This is a genomic window from Variovorax sp. P4_D9 (assembly GCF_056401695.1).
This window is the reverse complement of record NZ_JBFUIU010000121.1, coordinates 1-15,987: the sequence shown is the minus strand read 5'-3', so window position 1 is coordinate 15,987 and position 15,987 is coordinate 1. Positions and strand designations below refer to the sequence as shown.

Sequence of the window (15,987 nt, the reverse complement as noted above, 5' to 3'; positions counted from 1 at the left end):
GAAGGAGGTGCTGTAGGAGGCGTAATAGGTCTGCTCGGTCGAGGGCTGCCAGAGCGCGCCGGCGCGCACGCTGGTGAAATTGACCGTCTGGTCCTCGCGCGCCAGCGTGGTCGCGCTGGCGATGGTGTTCTCGACCTTCGCCTTGAAGTGGTCCTGGCGCACGCCGGCGACCAACTTCCATTCCGGGCTGAGCTCGATCGTGTCGTTGACATAGGCGGCCACCGTGTCGGCGCTCGAGGTCGCCAGATTGCCCGGCAGGCTCGGCGCGTTGAGCGGCGAGTCGCGCGACACCGGGTTCAGCAGCGGCGTGCACCCCACGTAGCCGCTGGTGGTGCCCGGCGGGTTCAGCGGAAATCCGTTGCAACTGCCGTTGCGGTAGTAGGCCTGGTTGCGGTAGGTGTCGTGGTCCAGTTCGAGCCCTGCCAGCAGGGTGTGCTTGACGCTGCCGGTGTTGAACTTCGTGGTCAGCTCTGTCAGGTTGAACAGCGAGGTGTCGTGAATCTCGCGGTCGTGGCTTTGCTGGCGCACCCACAGGCCCTGCAGCGGCAGCGTGCTGATCACTGGCAGCGGCACCGCCGCGGTGCCGGTCGAACTGGCGATGAAGGATCCATTGGCGGCCAGCCGGCCGATGTTCTGCGGCGAGGTCTCGCGCGCATCCGTCTTGACGTCGTTGTACATCGTCTGGTTGCGGATCGACGTGGTCGGCGTGATCTTGTGCTGGACCAGTGCACCGAAGGCGCCGATGTCGGAGATCGTGCGGTCGTCGTTGAAGCCGTAGGCATTGTTGCGGTCGACCGGCGGCGGACGGCCGTTGAGCGGCACGAAGCCGTAGTCGGGCTGGTCGTTGTTGTGCTGCAGCAGCGCGCTGAAGGTCACTTGCGTCGGCGTGCCGATGCCGAACTTCAGCACCGGCGCAATGCCGGCGTCCTTCAGCCGGGTCTGGTCGCGCGTCGTGGCATCGCCCTCCTGCGCCATCGCCGAGACGCGGAAGGCCGAGGTCTCCGACAGCGGCTGGTTGACGTCCACCGTGGTGCGCACCAGCCCGTTGGTGGTGGCCGACACCGTGGCCTCGCTGGCCGGCGTCAGCGTCGCGCGCTTGCTGACCTGGTTGATGATGCCGCCGGTGGACCCGCGACCGAAGAGCATCGACGACGGGCCCATCAGCACCTCGACCGAATCGAGCGCGAAGACGTCGCGGTAGTACTGGCCGCGATCGCGCGCGCCGTCGAGGTAGATGTCGGTGCGCGCGGAAAATCCGTTCAGGTTGATGTTGGTGCCGATCTGCCCGCCCTCGGCGCCGCCGATGGTGAGCCCGGGCACATTGCGCAGGGCGCTCGCCAGCGAGGTGGAGCCCTGTGACTGCATCAGCGCCTGGTTGATGATCGTGACCGATTGCGGGATGTCCCGCAAGTCCGCCGGGAGGCGGCTGATCGATGCGCCTGCGGGGCCGAAGCTCGTGCTGTCGGCTGCGCTCTCCACCCGCACCTCGCGCAGCGTCTGCGGCACCACCGCGCCACTCGACGATTCGGCTGGGGATGCGGCCGCAGGGGTGGGTGGAACGGCTTGTTGCGCGACTGCGCCGGTCATGGTGGCGAGACTCAGCAGCGCCAAGGCGGTGGGCTTCAGGCGGCCCGCTTGTCTGGGAAGGCGGTTCATTGGCGGGGGGTTCGGGGAGAGGCGCTGCGCTCGTGAGCGCAGGCCGGGCCCCGCATTCTGACTGCGAATCGTTCTTATTGCTCTTCTTGTTTCTATACGTTGCTAAGACACAACAGAGGAGGAGTTGCGACGATCGATCGGGTCGCAGTCACGTCCACGCCGGGTTTCTCGAAAGAAGCCCCCTGGCGCGTTGTCCCGCGCATGGCGGGATGCGAAGCCGCAGCTCAAGCCGCCGGTACGGCCGCCCCCACCTGCTGGTACACCGCCGTCTCGAAGCCGATCAGTGTCTCGACCACCGGCATGTCAAAGAAGGGCAGCAGCTGCGTCATCAGCACCCCGCCGATGCCCTTCGAGCGGTCGATCCAGTAGTACGAATTGAAGACACCTGCCCAGTCGCCGGTTCCGTTGCTGCGCATGCCCGGCAGATCGGCCAGCGTGAGATGGAAGCCGAGGCCCCAGCTCTGCGGAACCGGAAGTGCGGGCACGTCGTTCGACAGCTCGGGCACCATCGACTTCATCAGCGCCGGGAGCTGGATCTGGCCCAGGTGATTCTGCAGCGCCATCTGCACGGTGGCGGTCTTCAGGATGCCGGCGCCGTCGTGCAGCCAGGCCTGCACGAAGCGGCCGTAGTCCTGCACCGTGCCGTAGGAGCCGTGGCCGGCGGCGTCCCACTCCGGGGCGGGCGGCAAGTCGTGCGGCGATGGCGCAAGCTTGCCATCGGCTTGACGCTGCATCACGCGCAGCAGCCGCTCGCGCTGTTCGGCGCTGGGCGAGAAGGTCGAGTCGTTCATTCCGAGCGGCCCGTAGACGAATTCCCGCAGGTAGCTGGCGAGGCTCTGCCCAGATAGCTTCTCGACGACGAGCCCGAGCCAGTCGGTGTTGACGCCGTACTCCCACGCGGTGCCCGGGTCGTTGACCAGCGGCACCGACAGGCTGCGCTTCAGGCCCGACAGCGGATTGGGCTCGCCCGTCAGCGCGTGGTAGCGGAGCAGCTTCTCGTTCAGGAAGAAGTAGCCGAGGCCCGCCGAGTGCGTCATGAGCTGTCGCACCGTGGCCTTGCTGGCGGGCGGGCGAAGGCGCGGCGTATCACCGTCGAAGCCGTCCAGCACGGACATGCGGCCGAACTCCGGCAGGATCGATTCGACGGTGGCATCGAGGCCGAGCCGTCCCTGATCCACGAGCTGCAACGCCGCCGTCGTGGCCACGGCCTTGGTCATCGACGCGTTGCGGAACATCGTGCGCTCGCCCGCCTCCCCGGCCGCATGATGGAACAGCTGGCCGTTGCGGTCGACCACCACCGCCGCAACGCCGTGCAGCGTACCCTTCGAAACAGCGCCGTCGAGCAATGCCGCGATGGCCGAACCGTTGAATGCCATGATCGTCTCCAAAGTTCTTGGTGATGAATCCGCGCGCGGACTCCCGTGGGCATCAGCCGGACATTTTGCTGCGGCGAAACGGGCTTTGAAAGGGTGGCGATCGGCGCCGCGCCCGCGCCTTGGCCTGATCGCGCGATGGACATGGGCCGCGATGGGTGCCATCGCGACATGGCAGGCGCGCGCCGGCGGCAGCAGCGGGACAATCCGGGGCTCATGCCAAGCACCCCATCCGCCGATCCGGCCCCAGCCATCCGCACGCACGCCGAGGCGGCTTCCGAACATTGGCGCCGCAATCTGTCCGTGTGCATGTTCGGCTCCTTCACCACCATCGTGGCGATGACGCTGCTGCTGCCCTTCCTGCCGCTCTATGTCGAGCAGCTCGGCGTCCACGAGCACGCCGCGATCGTGCAATGGTCGGGCGCAGCCTACGGCGCAACCTTCCTGAGCGCGGCGCTGGTGGCGCCGCTTTGGGGACGGCTCGCTGATCGCTACGGCCGCAAGCTGATGCTGATCCGCGCCAGCCTCGGCATGGCGGTGGCGATGGCCCTGATCGGCTTGGCACAGGACGTCTGGCAGCTGGTCGGTCTGCGGCTTCTTGCCGGGCTGCTGGGCGGCTACGCCTCGGGCTCGACCGTGCTGATCGCGACCCAGACGCCGAAGGAGCGATCCGGCTGGGCGCTGGGCACGCTGTCGTCCGCGATCATGGCCGGCAGCCTGGTCGGGCCGCTGATCGGCGGTGCGCTGCCGCCGCTAATCGGCATCCGCTGGACTTTTTTCGGCGCCGGCGCAGTGATCTTCGTCGCCTTCCTCGCGACGCTGGTCCTGGTGCGCGAGGAGCGTCGGCCCCCGCGGATGGCCAAGGCAGACAGTCCGCCCGCCAGCTGGGCTGGGGTGCCGGACAAGCGCCCGGTGGTGGCCATGCTGCTCACCGGCATGCTGCTGATGCTGGCCAACATGTCGATCGAGCCGATCATCACTGTCTACGTCGCACAGCTGGTGACAGATCCGGCGCGCGTGACGGTGATGGCCGGCTTCGTGATGTCTGCCGCGGCGCTGGGCAGCGTCCTGTCGGCCGCGCATCTGGGCCGGCTGGCCGATCGGGTCGGCCACTGGAACGTGATCATCGGCTGCCTGGCGATCTCAGCCGTGCTGCTGGTGCCGCAGGCCTTTGTCACCGCCGGCTGGCAGCTGGTGCTGTTGCGCTTCCTGATGGGCCTGTCGCTCGGCGGCCTGCTGCCTTGCATCGCGAGCGTGATCCGCCACAACGTGCCGGAGGGCGTTGCCGGCAGCATGCTGGGCTATTCGATCTCGGCGCAGTACACCGGCCAGGTGGTGGGCCCGCTGGTGGGCGGCTTCGTGGGCGGACGCTTCGGCATGCCGAACGTCTTCCTCGCGACCTGCCTGCTGATGGCGGCGGGCGCGAGCTGGAACTGGTGGGCCAAGCGCGCCATCATTGACGGCGCCCGAGCGAGTCCGTCGAGGGCTGCTTGAGCCGCAGCGGGCGGCCGCCCGCCACCTCTAGACCTCTAGACCCAGCGCTGGACAGCTTCGGCCGTGTCGCTTGGCTTCGTATTGAAGCAGAGCCGGGCAGCCGGTGCGCCTCGATGCACGACGTTCACGAGCTTCTCGAAGAGGAGGAAATGGGCGGGTATCGTGCGGATGCCGGCGCCGATCACCACGCAGTCGAACGATCTTTCAGAGAGCTTTTGGGCGACCACGGCCTGTGCCGTGGCTCCGAGGTCGGTCAGACAGAGTTCGGCTTCGTAGCCTAGCGTGGCGAGCCTTGCCTTGTCAGCCTCGAGCCCAGCCCTTACCTTTGTTGCGTTCAGGTCCGGCATCGCGCTGAAGTCAACGAGATCCGGCTCCAGGCCGATCACCAGGATCTGCTTCTTTTCCATTGAAATCCCCTGTCGAGTGGAGCGGATTGAGTAATCGCCATCGTGGCGTTCACGCAGCCTTCGGTTCAGGCAGGACCGCAGTCAACGCGAAGTCGACCAGATGGAGCCAGGTCACCTCGAGGCCCATGATGCTGTGGTGGTCGGAGCCGGCAATCGTCTGCACGGAGACGGGCGTCGGCCAGGCAGCGATGAGCTTCTCCGAGCGCTCCGGCAGCACGACGTTGTCCGACTCGGCCAGCAGGACCTGCGTCTTCGCGGCGACCTCCCGACTGTGAGCGAGCGAGTTGAACTGATGCCGCAGCAGGATGGACAGCGGCACCAGCGGAAAGCGCCTCTTTGCCACCTCGAGCATCGAGTCGTAGGGCGTGACCAGCTGGAGGCTCGAGAATTCTTGTCGCGCCACGAGCTGGATGGCCACGCCGGTCCCCAGACTTCGGCCGACCACGTGCAGGCGCACGTGCGGCAGGGCTCGGCGCAGATGGTTGGCGAACTGGCACGCGTCCTTGACTGAAGCGACTTCGGACGGGTGACCTTCGGAATCGGCGACCCCGCGGTAGTTGATCGCGGCGAATCCGAAGCCTTCCGGAAGCCAGTGCAGTGCCTGGGCCGTGGCGCGGACGTCCTCGCCCCGGCCGGCGAAATAGATGAACAGGTCCTGCAGTGCCTCCTCGCCGTGGGGGTGGTAGACATAGCCGCGGACCATCCCGCCCGGCACGGTGTGGGAGTAGGTCGAGAAGTCGTCGGACAGGTGGACCACGGGGTGCTTGCGAGCGTCGAACAGGATGTGTCCCTGGCGTATCGCAAGAAGCGTCCAGTAGGTCGCGATGCCTCCAAGTGCGGCGGCCGAAGCCGAGAGTGCAATGCGGGCGACTTTCGATGACAAGGTTTGCTCCGTTGAAAGGGCCGAGGTGCAGGGCTTCCCCGGCCTGGGTCGCATTCTGCCTTCACAACCGAATGCCCTCCTCCGACAGTGCCCTCAGACCACGGCCTGCCGCCGGCCCCGCATCAGCCAGCGCAGCACCGGCCACACCCACACCAGCACCGCGAGCAGCGCCAGCCCCGCGGCAATGGGCCGCGACACGAAGCCCATCAGGTTGCCGTCGGACTTGATCATCGAGGTGATGAAGTTCTCCTCCAGCATTCCGCCCAGCACCACGCCGAGGATCGCCGGCGCGATCGGGAAGCGGTTTTCCTCCAGCAGGTAGGCCACCAGCCCGGCCACCAGCATCACGCCGACGTCGAACAGCGAGTTGTTGATCGCGAAGGTGCCGACGATGCAGAAGATCAGGATCAACGGCATCAGCACGTTGCGCGGCACGCGCAGGATGCGCTTGGCCACCTTGATGCACAGGATGCCGAGCGGAATCATGATGATGTTCGCGACGATGAACAGCATGAACACCGCGTAGATGTTCTGCGGGTTGGTGGTGAACAGCGTCGGACCCGGATTCAGGTTCTTCATGTAGAGCACGCCGATCACGATCGCAGTGATCGAGTCGCCCGGGATGCCGAAGACCAGCGCCGGAATCCACGCCCCCGCCAGCGCGCTGTTGTTGGCCGAGCCCGATTCGACGATGCCCTCCACGTGCCCGGTGCCAAATTTCTCGGGCTCCTTCGAGAACTTCTTGCTCATCGCATACGACATCCAGGCCGCGATGTCGGCGCCGGCGCCCGGCAGCGCGCCGACCAGCGTGCCGAGCGCGCTGCCGCGCAGGATCTGGACCGGGTACTTCTTCGCCAGTGCCCACTGGCCCTTGAGCACGCTGCCCACCTTCTCGACCACCAGCTCGGCCGGCGGCAGGGTGTCGACCGCGAAGCGGATCACCTCCGAGATCGCGAACATGCCGATCATCATCGGGATCATGCCGATGCCGCCGGTCATCTCGGTGTTGCCGAAGGTGAAGCGTGGGAAGCCCGCGGGGTTGCCGAGGCCGACACAGGCCACCAGCAAGCCCAGCAGCAGCGTGACCACGCCCTTGAGCGGCTGGTCGGAGGTGATGAAGACGGCGCAGGTCAGGCCCAGCAGCACCAGCCAGAAGTACTCGAAGGAGCTGAAGTTGAGCGCGAAGTCGGCCAGCGCCGGCGAGGCGACGATCAGCACCGCGGTGCCGAACAGCCCGCCCACCGCCGAGAACACCAGGCCGGCGCCGAGCGCCAGTTCGGCCTGGCCCTTGCGGGTCATCGCGAAGGCCTCGTCGGTGTAGGCGGCCGAGGCCGGCGTGCCGGGAATGCGCAGCAGGCAGCCCGGGATGTCGCCCGAGAAGATGGCCATCGCAGTAGCGGTCACCATCGCCGCGATGGCCGGGATCGGCGCCATGAAGAAAGTCACCGGCACCAGCAGCGCCACCGCCATGGTGGCCGACAGCCCCGGCACCGCGCCGACGAAGAGGCCGTAGAGCGACGCAATGACCATCACCATCAAGGTGTACGGGTCGAACACCATGGCAAAGGCTTGGGCGAGTGCGGTCGACATGGGCGGCGTGTGTTCGGCTCGGCTACCAGGCGAAGGGCGTCAGCAGGCCCCAGGGCAGCGGCACCCGCAGCAGCTTGTAGAAGGCGAAGTGGATGACGAAGCTGGCAATGACCGCGATCAGCAGCGAGCGGCCCGGCGGCACGCGCAGCGCCCACATCAGCGCACCGAGCACCGCCGTCGACGTGATCAGGAAACCGAGCTTCTCGGAAGCCAGCATGTAGAAGACCACGCCCGCGATGACCGTGGCGAAGGCCAGCCCATGGCGCGGCGAGCGGATCCAGTCACCGGCTCGCAGCCACGGCCGCTCGGCGCGCTCGCGCCAGCCGCGCATCAGCAGCATCGCGCCGCAGACGCAAAGCCCGACCGCGATCAGTCCGGGGAACAGGGCCGGGCCGACCTGCTGGCCCGGGATCTTCGGGTAGCCCTGCACCAGCGCCAGCACCGCGATGCCGAGCGCCAGCAGCAGCGTCCCGAAGACAGCGTCGTTGAACTTCATCCTGGAAGCGCCCGTGCCCTTGCGTGGAGCGGACTACTTCGCAATGCCGACGGCCTTCATCGTGGCGCCGAGCTCGGCGTCCGACTTGGCCATGAACTTGCCGAAGTCCTCGGGGCCCGCATAGGTGACGCCGAAGCCGCGCGAGGCCATGAAGTCGATGTACTCCTTGCTGGCCGCGACCTTCTTGATGCCGTCGGCCAGCTTGTCGCGGACTTCGTTCGGGATGCCCTTGGGCGCGACGATGCCGCGCCAGGCGGCCATGGTCCAGTCGCTGCCGATGACCGACTTGAGCGTCGGGATGTTGGGGTACAGCGCCGACGGCTTGTCGGCCATGATCGCCAGGCTCTTGACCTTGCCGGCGTCGATCAGCGAGCGCGCCTCAGGCAAGGACACCGGCGCGATGTCGACGCCGCCGGCCACCATGTCCTGCAGTCCCGGCGCGGCGCCGTTGCTGGGCACCCAGGGCACGGCCGCGGGATCGATCTTCTGGTCGCGCAGCAGGCCGGCGATGGCCAGGTGCCAGATGCCGCCCTGCCCCGTGCCCGAGGCCTTCATCTTGCCGGGGTTGGCCTTGATCGCCGCCAGCAGTTCGTTGACGGTCTTGAAGGGCGCATCGGCGCGCACCTGAACGCCGGCCGGGTCGGCGTTGACCAGCCCGATCGGCGTGTAAGAAGCGCCGGTGAGCTCGGTCAGGCCTTGCCAGTGCATCATGCCGATCTCGACCGTGGCCAGGCCGATGGTGTAGCCGTCGGGCGCCGCCGAAGCGATCGCCGCATGGCCCACCACCCCGCTGCCGCCGGTGCGGTTGACCACCGTGACCGGCTGGCTGAGTTCCTTCTCGAGCAGGCTGGCGACGATGCGCGCGGTGGCGTCGGTGCCGCCGCCGGCGCCCCAGGGCACGATCAGCGTGACCGGGCGGGCCGGATAGCCCTGGGCGGCTGCGGGCGCGGCCGCCCCGAGCAGTGCGGCAGCGCCGAGAGCGGCGGCGAGGGTGGCGAACGAACGGCGTGAGCGGGCGCGCATGGGATGTCTCCTGTTACTTTCGGCTTTTGGTACCGCTACCTTTTTTCGCATGGTCGCGGTAGCGCCGCATCAGGGCGTGCACCGCTTGCGAGCCCGGTCAGGCTGTGGTCAGAAAGCGCTCGAGGCGGTGTTGGAGGTACCCGGTGTCCTCGGCACGCGCCCGGCACGCTGTACCAGCGCGAGGGCCAGCCGCGCCAATGGGTGAATACGGCCAGGTAGGACATGTCTGTCCTCGACTTCAGCCTGCCACCGAACTCTCCGCCCCGCCGCCGATCCGATACTTTGTCCACGATCCCGGCAACACCCCTAGGGCACTCCGGGAACGCGAGGCCCTCCGTACGAACGCAAGTCGACGGGGGGCCTTCGTTTGATTCGTCGGCAACGCATCGGAGATCGACAGATGGAAGTGGGCGTCTATGGCTTTGTGGCACTGTCAGCGGTGCTGGTGGGTGCAGTGGCCGTCTACCTTCGAAAGCGACGCCGCGACGACATCGCGCAGGAAATAGAGTCCCAGCTGAAGCGGTCGGCCGAGACGATCCGCGACCAATTGAGGTGAATTCCCGAGGGGTCAGAATGCGCGGATGGAGAAGCCCCCCGTCCGCGAGGATCCCGGCCGCGCACGCCGCCTGGCAAGCCGCACGCTGATCGCGCTGTGCGTGGTCGGCCTGCTGCTGGCGGCCGCGTGGGTCGCCCTGCGGCACGCCTATCCACCCGAGCGGCTGGCCGCGATGCTCGCGGACAGCATCAGCGCGGCAACCGGTCGCCCCTTCCGCATCGACGGCGATCTGAGGCTTCGTGTCCTGCCCAGCCTGACCATCGATGCCACCGACGTCGCGCTCGCCAATGCCGACTGGGGCGCGGAGCCCGACATGCTGCGGGCCCGGCACATCAGCTTCGACATCTCGGTTCGCGATCTGCTCTCCGGCACCGTGCGCATCCACAGCATCGGCATCGAGGGCGCCGAACTGCGGCTCGAATCCGACGGCGCCGGCCGCTACAACTGGATCATGGCGCCGGCCGGCGGCGGCGGCGGCGCCGCAAAGGCGGCGCCGCGGATCGCGCTGGAGCGCATGGAACTGACCGACGGACGCATCAGCTACCGCCAGGGCCGCGACGGAAGGACGTCGGAACTGAGCATCGAATCGCTCGTTGCGGCGACGGCGCCCGACGGCCACACCCAACTGGATGCGAGCGTGGCGCTAGCGGCCCAGCGCTGGACCGTGGAGGGCCAGACCGGGCCCCTCGTTGCGCTGCTGGCCGGCAGCGCCGAATGGCCGCTCGACTTACGCGCCACCACCGAAGGCGCCTCGGCGTCGCTGCAGGGGAACATGGGCACCGGCGCCAAGGCCGGGGCACTGGACGCCAAGGTCGCCCTGAAGGTCAGCGCGGCGACAGCGCTGGCGCCCTTGGGCGAGGTGGCGGCGCTGGTTCCGCTGCCCCTCGAATTACAGGCGACGCTGGTGCATGCGCCGGGGCAATGGCAAGCCGACCCGATGCGGCTGTCGCTGGCCGGGCAGCGGGTGACCGGCAACGCCACGCTGAAGGCTGGTGCCGGCGCCGCGCCGAAGTTCGACGCTGCGCTCTCGGCCCCCACCTGGGCGATTCCGCAGTTGCCGGCCCTCTCGACGGTCCAGGCCCGCGTCGCCTACGAACCGGGCCGACTGCAGGTCGAGCCGTTCAGCTTCGCCATCGCCGGCGGCCAGGCCCGCGGCCAGGTCCGGGTCGGGATGCGCCCCGGTACCGCGCCGCGAATCGACCTCCAGCTGAGCGCCCGGTCGATGTCGGTCGAGGCGCTGGAGGGCGCGCATGGGGGCCACCGGTACTTCAAGGGTGGTAGCGCCAATCTCGAAGCCAAGCTGGCGATGGCCGGTCGCACCCCCTGGGCGCTGGCCGGCTCCGCCACCGGCGAGGCCGTGATGTCCGCCCGCGACGTCGGGCTGGCGGGCCGGGCCGCCTCGCTGGACCGCGACGTCGTCGCGCGCCTGATCGATGCACTGATCCCGACCGGCCAATCGCGCGACAACCTGGTCGTGCAATGCGCCGTCGCGCGTCTGCCGCTGCGCAACGGCATGGCGGCCATCGACCGTTCGATCGCGGTGGAAACGCGGCAGATCGCGGTCTCCGCCAGCGGCGAGATCAACCTCGCCCAGCGCACCCTGTCGCTGGCGTTCCGGCCCCAGGTCAAGCGCGGCCTCGATCTGAACGCGGGCAGCCTGGTCGAGTTGATGATTTTGCAGGGCCCGCTCGACGCCCCCACGTTGAGCATCAATCCGCGCGGCGCCGCCCGCCAGGCCGCCAACGTGGGCGTGGCGGCCGCGACCGGCGGGATCTCGCTGCTGGCGCCGGCGCTGCGCTCGGTCACCGGCGAGGCCTCGGCCTGCGAGCAGGCGCAAGGCAAGTCCAAGGCCGCCAGCCCGCAGGCCGAGAAGAAGCCCGAACGGCACCGGCTGCTGCCCTGGCCGAAGGCCCGCTGAAGCCGGCGGCCCTGGGTTCCAAGCCCGACTCGTCGTCGAGCGGCGGTTCGCCTAACATCGGCACATGGACGAACTACTGCAGCGCAGCTCGGGCCTGCCTGAGATCAGGCTGGCACCTGGCGACACGGTGGTCCGCGAAGGCGAGTCGGGCGGGGGTCTGTGGATCCTCGTGTCGGGGGCCCTGCAGATCAGCAAGGCCGGCGTCGCGATCAATTCGATCAGCCGACCGGGCGCCGCGATCGGCGAGATCTCACTGCTGCTGGATTCACCCTACAGCGCAACGGTCGTGGCGAGCGACCCGAGCATCGTTCGCTACGCGGCCGACGGCCGCGCCTTCATGATGAGCGACCCGGCCATCACGCGACTTATTGCGGTGGGCTTGGCCGAGCGCCTGAATTTCGTCACGACCTACCTCGCCGACTTGAAGAACCAGTATGGCGATTCGCCTGGCCTGGCGATGGTCTCGGAGGTCCTGGGCCAACTGGCACACCGCCAGGGGCCGCCGGCGCGCCCCGGCTCGGCCAGGGAGCCGAACCCCGACTACTGAACTCAGAAGACCGATCGCGCAGGCGCGCGTTCGGCACCCAGTTCCAGCGCTTCCTCACCCATCATCGAGTACCACGATGCGCTGCCGACTGCGAGGTCGATCACGATGTGGGCGGGGACCGGCCCGATCTGCCGGCCGGCGTTGAATACCCAGGTCGGACCAATGCGGTCGGCCCAGGCTCCCGCCGGCTTGAACGGCGGCTCGTGCACATGGCCGGTCAGCACCAGTTCGGGCCGGTACCTTGCAATCCAGGCAGCGACATCGGCGTCGCCGTACTCTCGCTTGCCGGTCCAGCAAGTGGGCGAGCCCAGCGGCGGCCAGTGATAGATCCAGACCCAGCGCGCGGGGCGCCGTTGTGCATCCGCGGCCAATTGCAGTTCGAGCGCGGCCCGCCCCGCCGGGCCGTCCCACCAGGGGCAGATCGTGATTAAGGTGTCACCGATCGTCAGCGAATCGCCGTCCGTCGAGACGCCGGCGCGACGACTCTCCGGCAGCCACAACGCCGCCCGCTCGCCGTGCCGATCCGCCCCCGTCAGGTCGTGGTTGCCCGAGGCCACCACCAGCGACCTGCCTGGATTCATCAACGAGAAATAGCGCAGCAGGACAACCGACTGCGCGTCGAGCGACACCGGCGAGCTCACATCCAGGTGATCGCCCGCGAGCACCACGAGATCAAAGGACGGCGCCGACCGCACCACCCAGTCGAGCTGGGGCAAGGTGTAGTGAAGATCGGAAACAAGCAGGATGCGCACGACATTGACTGCAGCGACGGAGCTTCGCATTGTGGGGGCTGGAAAGCCCGGGCGAAGCGCCTTTTCGCACCCGGGCTCAGCGCTATGCTCCAACGGCAGCCCTGCACTTCCCGCCCTGCCCGACCCAGACCGGCTGCCGGGTCGAGGTGGCGGCACTGACAGCTGGAGAACCGGGATATGAACACCGAAGCACAACCCGCCACCCTCGCCCTCGACGATGCCGAGACCGTCTCGGCCCTCGTCCAATCGCCGGCCGCGCCGCGGGCCTGCTACGTCCTCGCCCACGGCGCCGGGGCCGGCATGTCGCACCCGTTCATGGCGAAGGTGGCCGGTGGCCTGGCGCAGCGGGGCATCGCGACGCTGCGCTACCAGTTTCCCTACATGGAGCGCGGCTCGAAACGCACTGACTCGCCGGCAGTCGCGCAGGCCGCGGTGCGCGCCGCCGTGGCGCACGCCGCGGGCCTGTTCCCCTCGCTGCCGCTGTTCGCGGGCGGCAAGTCCTTCGGCGGCCGAATGAGCTCGCAGGCGCAGGCCCTGGCGCCCTTGCCGGGCGTCTCGGGATTGGTGTTCCTGGGCTTCCCGCTGCACGCGGCAGGTGCGCCATCCAGCGATCGGGCGCGTCATCTGTTCGACGTCCGGACGCCGATGCTTTTCCTGCAGGGCACGCGTGACAAGCTCGCCGAGTTCGACCGGATCGAGAAGCTGGTGGCCGATCTCGGCGCCTTGGCGACGCTGCTCCGGATCGACGAGGCCGACCACTCGTTCCATGTGCTCGTGCGCTCGGGCCGCAACGACACGGAAGTGGTGCAGCAGATCCTCGACGGCGCCGCGGCCTGGATGCTGCGCTGAACCAGATGCCGATCGACAACCCGAGCTTCGACGCCGATTGTGTGACTTCCTTCGGGCGAAGGCGCATAACCGCTGTCGTGCGCCGCGATGAACAGGGGCCGAGTCCGCTAAAGTGACGATGCGCATGCGCGCCTCTCCATGACCTTGACCAACATTCGAATCACAGGGCCACACGACGCCTCCTATCGACTCGGCGACCCCATGCAGATCCATGAGGGAAACGTCCTCCTGGCGACGCTGGATCCCGTGTTCGTCATGAACTACGGCACACGGATCCACATCGAGCCGTTCACCGCGTCGCCGGCCCTGCAGGGTGAGCGCAGGCACATTGGGCGCCTCATCTTCTTCGAGATCTGTGCCTTCATCTCGGAGCACTTCCCACAGGTGCAGGCCGTCAGTTTCGCCTTCGTCCGCCCGATCGAAAGCCCGGGCGGCCCCGCGCGGCAGGCGGGTTCACGCGCCGCCGTGCTGGAGCGGGTCGGGGTCGAGGACGTCCGGATCACCCCCGTCACCGCGGGCGCGCACGTGGTCTCCGGCACCTGGGTCTACAACGAGAAGAACCTCGAAGTGCTGCAAATCGCGCTGGCCGAACAGCGGAAGATCTTCGGCGCCGACCCGATCGCGGGCGGCGCCCGCGAAACCGCRGGAGTCACGGCGGCGATTCGCCGGCTGATGGCGCGGCGGCGGCCCAAGGCGTAGTCGCCCGCAGATCCCGTGCGCCTGAAGCGGCGCGTCCGGCAGGCTTGCGCCGAAGCGCGCCCAAATGCTACTGTCGCCGTCCCATCCGGCGCGGCGCCGGACTCGAGGAGATCCATCGTGCAGATCGGCGTACAGAGCTTCGCATCCCGGGCACCACCGCGCTTCGACAGCAAGGAAGCGGAACGCAGCCACCTCCTGCAACGGCTCGCCGGCGCATGTCGCATCTTCGGCCGGCGCGGATTCTCCGAGGGGCTCCTGGGTCACATCACGATCCGCGACCCCGAGTTGGYGGATCACTTCTGGGTCAATCCGGTCGGCGTCGCCATGAACCATGTCAAGGTGTCCGACCTGGTCCAGGTCAACCCCCAGGGACAGGTGGTGCGTGGCAGCGGCATGGTCAATCCCGTGGGACTCCTGTTGCACACCGCCGTCCATCGAGCGCGCCCGGAGGTCACCGCTGTCTGCCATGCTCACGCCTTGCACGCGTCGACCTGGTCTTCATTCGAGCGGCTGCTCGATCCAATCACCCAGGACGCCTGCATCTTCTTCGAGCAGCAGGCACTCATCCTGGAACCGCGCGTGGTGCGCGATGCGGCATCCGCAGCTCGGTTCGCCGCTGCCTTCGGCGACAAGCGCGTCGCCGTCCACGGCGGGCACGGCATCTTCACGACGGGCCAGAGCATCGATGAGGCCGCGTGGTGGTTCGTGCTCATGAACCGCTGCTGCGAGTCGCAACTCATGGCCGAGGCCGCCGGAACACCCACCCATTGGCAGGTGGAGGACGCCCGCTGGCTCGCGTCGGTCCTCGGCTCGCCCACCTTCGGCTGGCTTTCGTTCCAGACGCTGTGGGACGACATCATAGTGAGCGAGCCTGATCTCGTGAGCTGAATCGAGCCCGTCAGATCGGCGCCAGGCCGGGTCGTCGCGGGCGGCGCCTGACGGGATGCAGCCTGGCTCGCCGCCGCCAATCCCGCATCGCCGAAGCATGTTGGTTATCACCAGGACCACCCCCTGGGGTTAGCCCGCAGAGGGATAGTTCCGATGTCCTCTGGTTTAGCCGCTGGTAAAACCACGGCATGACAAGAAAGCTCCAGGAACCGTCCATCACCCGCAAGCCGGGAACCGACGGCACAGGTTTTTCCAAGGTATTCGCGTTCCTTCGAGACCGCCTGCTCGAGGGCAGCATGCGCTCGGGGGACCGGCTCATTCCCGAGCGAGAGCTCGCCTTGCAGCTGGGCGTCAGCCGCCCGATCGTGCGAGAGGCGTTGCGCGCGCTGTCGATGCTGGGGGTGGTGGAAATACGCGAGCGTGTCGGCACCATCGTGCGCAAGCCCGATGTGTCGGTGCTGGGGGACTTCTTCGCCTTCTCGATGGCCCAGCAGGGCGACATCGTGGACGACGTCATGGAGGCGCGGATCGCGCTCGAGGTGCAGGCCGTTCGCCTGGCGTGTCGTCATGCGTCGACCTCCGATCTCGAGCGGATCGCTGCCGCGGTCGACCGCATCGAGGCCACGGTCGACGACTTCGACGAAGGAGGTCGCGCCGACCACGATTTTCATGCGGCGCTGGTGCGGGCGAGCCGGTCGGAGACGCTGGTGCAGTTGTATGCCGCGATCTCAACGCTGCTGCTGCGCTCGCACCGCRATCGCCGCGACGTCGTCGGCGGCGACCCGGCAGTCAAGCGCTACCTCGTCGAGGATCATGCGCGCATCTTTCAGGCCCTCGTCGCCCGCGACGAAGACCT

Annotated in this window: 16 protein-coding genes; 8 read left to right on the top strand and 8 right to left on the bottom strand. The window is 68.1% G+C overall.

Translation table 11 applies throughout. The annotated features are described in order from the left end of the window. Window positions 1–1,656: TonB-dependent receptor (locus AC1DY5_RS15575; RefSeq protein ID WP_478112682.1), on the bottom strand; the 1,656-nt coding region annotated here is incomplete at its 3' end. Between the two features lie 224 nt (window positions 1,657–1,880). Continuing rightward, a complete protein-coding gene (locus AC1DY5_RS15570) occupies window positions 1,881–3,032 on the bottom strand; it encodes a serine hydrolase domain-containing protein (protein WP_478112680.1) in 1,152 nt (383 codons plus the stop codon). Between the two features lie 213 nt (window positions 3,033–3,245). Between AC1DY5_RS15570 and AC1DY5_RS15565 the strand changes: the two genes are divergently transcribed. Further along, window positions 3,246–4,523 (top strand): MFS transporter, encoded by a 1,278-nt coding sequence (locus AC1DY5_RS15565; RefSeq protein ID WP_478112678.1) that lies wholly within the window; start codon window positions 3,246–3,248, stop codon window positions 4,521–4,523. 35 nt (window positions 4,524–4,558) lie between these two features. On the opposite strand, the gene AC1DY5_RS15560 is transcribed toward AC1DY5_RS15565, so the two are convergent. The 5 genes from AC1DY5_RS15560 to AC1DY5_RS15540 form a co-directional block, all read right to left on the bottom strand. Next, window positions 4,559–4,930 (bottom strand): hypothetical protein, encoded by a 372-nt coding sequence (locus AC1DY5_RS15560; RefSeq protein WP_478112676.1) that lies wholly within the window; start codon window positions 4,928–4,930, stop codon window positions 4,559–4,561. Window positions 4,931–4,979: 49 nt separating this feature from the next. Beyond that, a complete protein-coding gene (locus AC1DY5_RS15555) occupies window positions 4,980–5,813 on the bottom strand; it encodes an alpha/beta hydrolase (protein ID WP_478112674.1) in 834 nt (277 codons plus the stop codon). A gap of 93 nt (window positions 5,814–5,906) precedes the next feature. Further along, a complete protein-coding gene (locus AC1DY5_RS15550; protein ID WP_478112672.1) occupies window positions 5,907–7,403 on the bottom strand; it encodes a tripartite tricarboxylate transporter permease in 1,497 nt (498 codons plus the stop codon). 22 nt (window positions 7,404–7,425) lie between these two features. Next, the gene (locus AC1DY5_RS15545) at window positions 7,426–7,899 is read right to left on the bottom strand and encodes a tripartite tricarboxylate transporter TctB family protein (RefSeq protein WP_478112670.1); all 474 of its coding nucleotides are present in this window, start codon (window positions 7,897–7,899) and stop codon (window positions 7,426–7,428) included. A gap of 33 nt (window positions 7,900–7,932) precedes the next feature. Next, window positions 7,933–8,922, bottom strand: coding sequence for a tripartite tricarboxylate transporter substrate binding protein (locus AC1DY5_RS15540; protein WP_478112668.1), 990 nt, complete (start codon window positions 8,920–8,922; stop codon window positions 7,933–7,935). 400 nt (window positions 8,923–9,322) lie between these two features. Between AC1DY5_RS15540 and AC1DY5_RS15535 the strand changes: the two genes are divergently transcribed. The 3 genes from AC1DY5_RS15535 to AC1DY5_RS15525 all read left to right on the top strand — a co-directional run bounded on the left by AC1DY5_RS15535 (window position 9,323) and on the right by AC1DY5_RS15525 (window position 11,943). Further along, a complete protein-coding gene (locus AC1DY5_RS15535; RefSeq protein WP_478112666.1) occupies window positions 9,323–9,478 on the top strand; it encodes a hypothetical protein in 156 nt (51 codons plus the stop codon). Between the two features lie 25 nt (window positions 9,479–9,503). Beyond that, window positions 9,504–11,396 (top strand): AsmA family protein, encoded by a 1,893-nt coding sequence (locus AC1DY5_RS15530; RefSeq protein WP_478112664.1) that lies wholly within the window; start codon window positions 9,504–9,506, stop codon window positions 11,394–11,396. Window positions 11,397–11,460: 64 nt separating this feature from the next. Then, window positions 11,461–11,943: a cyclic nucleotide-binding domain-containing protein gene (locus tag AC1DY5_RS15525; RefSeq protein WP_478112662.1), complete on the top strand. Its 483-nt coding sequence runs from the start codon at window positions 11,461–11,463 to the stop codon at window positions 11,941–11,943. 2 nt (window positions 11,944–11,945) lie between these two features. Here AC1DY5_RS15525 and AC1DY5_RS15520 read toward each other — a convergent pair whose 3' ends face one another. After that, window positions 11,946–12,725: a metallophosphoesterase family protein gene (locus AC1DY5_RS15520; RefSeq protein WP_478112660.1), complete on the bottom strand. Its 780-nt coding sequence runs from the start codon at window positions 12,723–12,725 to the stop codon at window positions 11,946–11,948. 147 nt (window positions 12,726–12,872) lie between these two features. Between AC1DY5_RS15520 and AC1DY5_RS15515 the strand changes: the two genes are divergently transcribed. The 4 genes from AC1DY5_RS15515 to AC1DY5_RS15500 all read left to right on the top strand — a co-directional run. Next, complete coding sequence (locus AC1DY5_RS15515; protein ID WP_478112658.1) at window positions 12,873–13,544, top strand: alpha/beta hydrolase family protein; 672 nt, start codon at window positions 12,873–12,875, stop codon at window positions 13,542–13,544. A gap of 201 nt (window positions 13,545–13,745) precedes the next feature. After that, entirely contained in the window at window positions 13,746–14,243 is a 498-nt protein-coding gene (locus AC1DY5_RS15510) for a hypothetical protein (RefSeq protein ID WP_478112656.1), read from the top strand. A 15-nt stretch (window positions 14,244–14,258) separates the two neighbouring features. After that, a complete protein-coding gene (locus AC1DY5_RS15505; protein WP_478112654.1) occupies window positions 14,259–15,131 on the top strand; it encodes a class II aldolase/adducin family protein in 873 nt (290 codons plus the stop codon). Window positions 15,132–15,319: 188 nt separating this feature from the next. Continuing rightward, on the top strand, window positions 15,320–15,987 hold a 668-nt coding region (locus AC1DY5_RS15500), incomplete at its 3' end, for a FadR/GntR family transcriptional regulator (protein WP_478112652.1).

Coding starts and splice junctions, on each gene's coding strand:
- AC1DY5_RS15570 (WP_478112680.1), bottom strand. CDS start 3,032: ATGGCATTCAACGGTTCGGCCATCGCGGCATTGCTCGACGGCGCTGTT.
- AC1DY5_RS15565 (WP_478112678.1), top strand. CDS start 3,246: ATGCCAAGCACCCCATCCGCCGATCCGGCCCCAGCCATCCGCACGCAC.
- AC1DY5_RS15560 (WP_478112676.1), bottom strand. CDS start 4,930: ATGGAAAAGAAGCAGATCCTGGTGATCGGCCTGGAGCCGGATCTCGTT.
- AC1DY5_RS15550 (WP_478112672.1), bottom strand. CDS start 7,403: ATGTCGACCGCACTCGCCCAAGCCTTTGCCATGGTGTTCGACCCGTAC.
- AC1DY5_RS15545 (WP_478112670.1), bottom strand. CDS start 7,899: ATGAAGTTCAACGACGCTGTCTTCGGGACGCTGCTGCTGGCGCTCGGC.
- AC1DY5_RS15540 (WP_478112668.1), bottom strand. CDS start 8,922: ATGCGCGCCCGCTCACGCCGTTCGTTCGCCACCCTCGCCGCCGCTCTC.
- AC1DY5_RS15535 (WP_478112666.1), top strand. CDS start 9,323: ATGGAAGTGGGCGTCTATGGCTTTGTGGCACTGTCAGCGGTGCTGGTG.
- AC1DY5_RS15530 (WP_478112664.1), top strand. CDS start 9,504: ATGGAGAAGCCCCCCGTCCGCGAGGATCCCGGCCGCGCACGCCGCCTG.
- AC1DY5_RS15525 (WP_478112662.1), top strand. CDS start 11,461: ATGGACGAACTACTGCAGCGCAGCTCGGGCCTGCCTGAGATCAGGCTG.
- AC1DY5_RS15520 (WP_478112660.1), bottom strand. CDS start 12,725: ATGCGAAGCTCCGTCGCTGCAGTCAATGTCGTGCGCATCCTGCTTGTT.
- AC1DY5_RS15515 (WP_478112658.1), top strand. CDS start 12,873: ATGAACACCGAAGCACAACCCGCCACCCTCGCCCTCGACGATGCCGAG.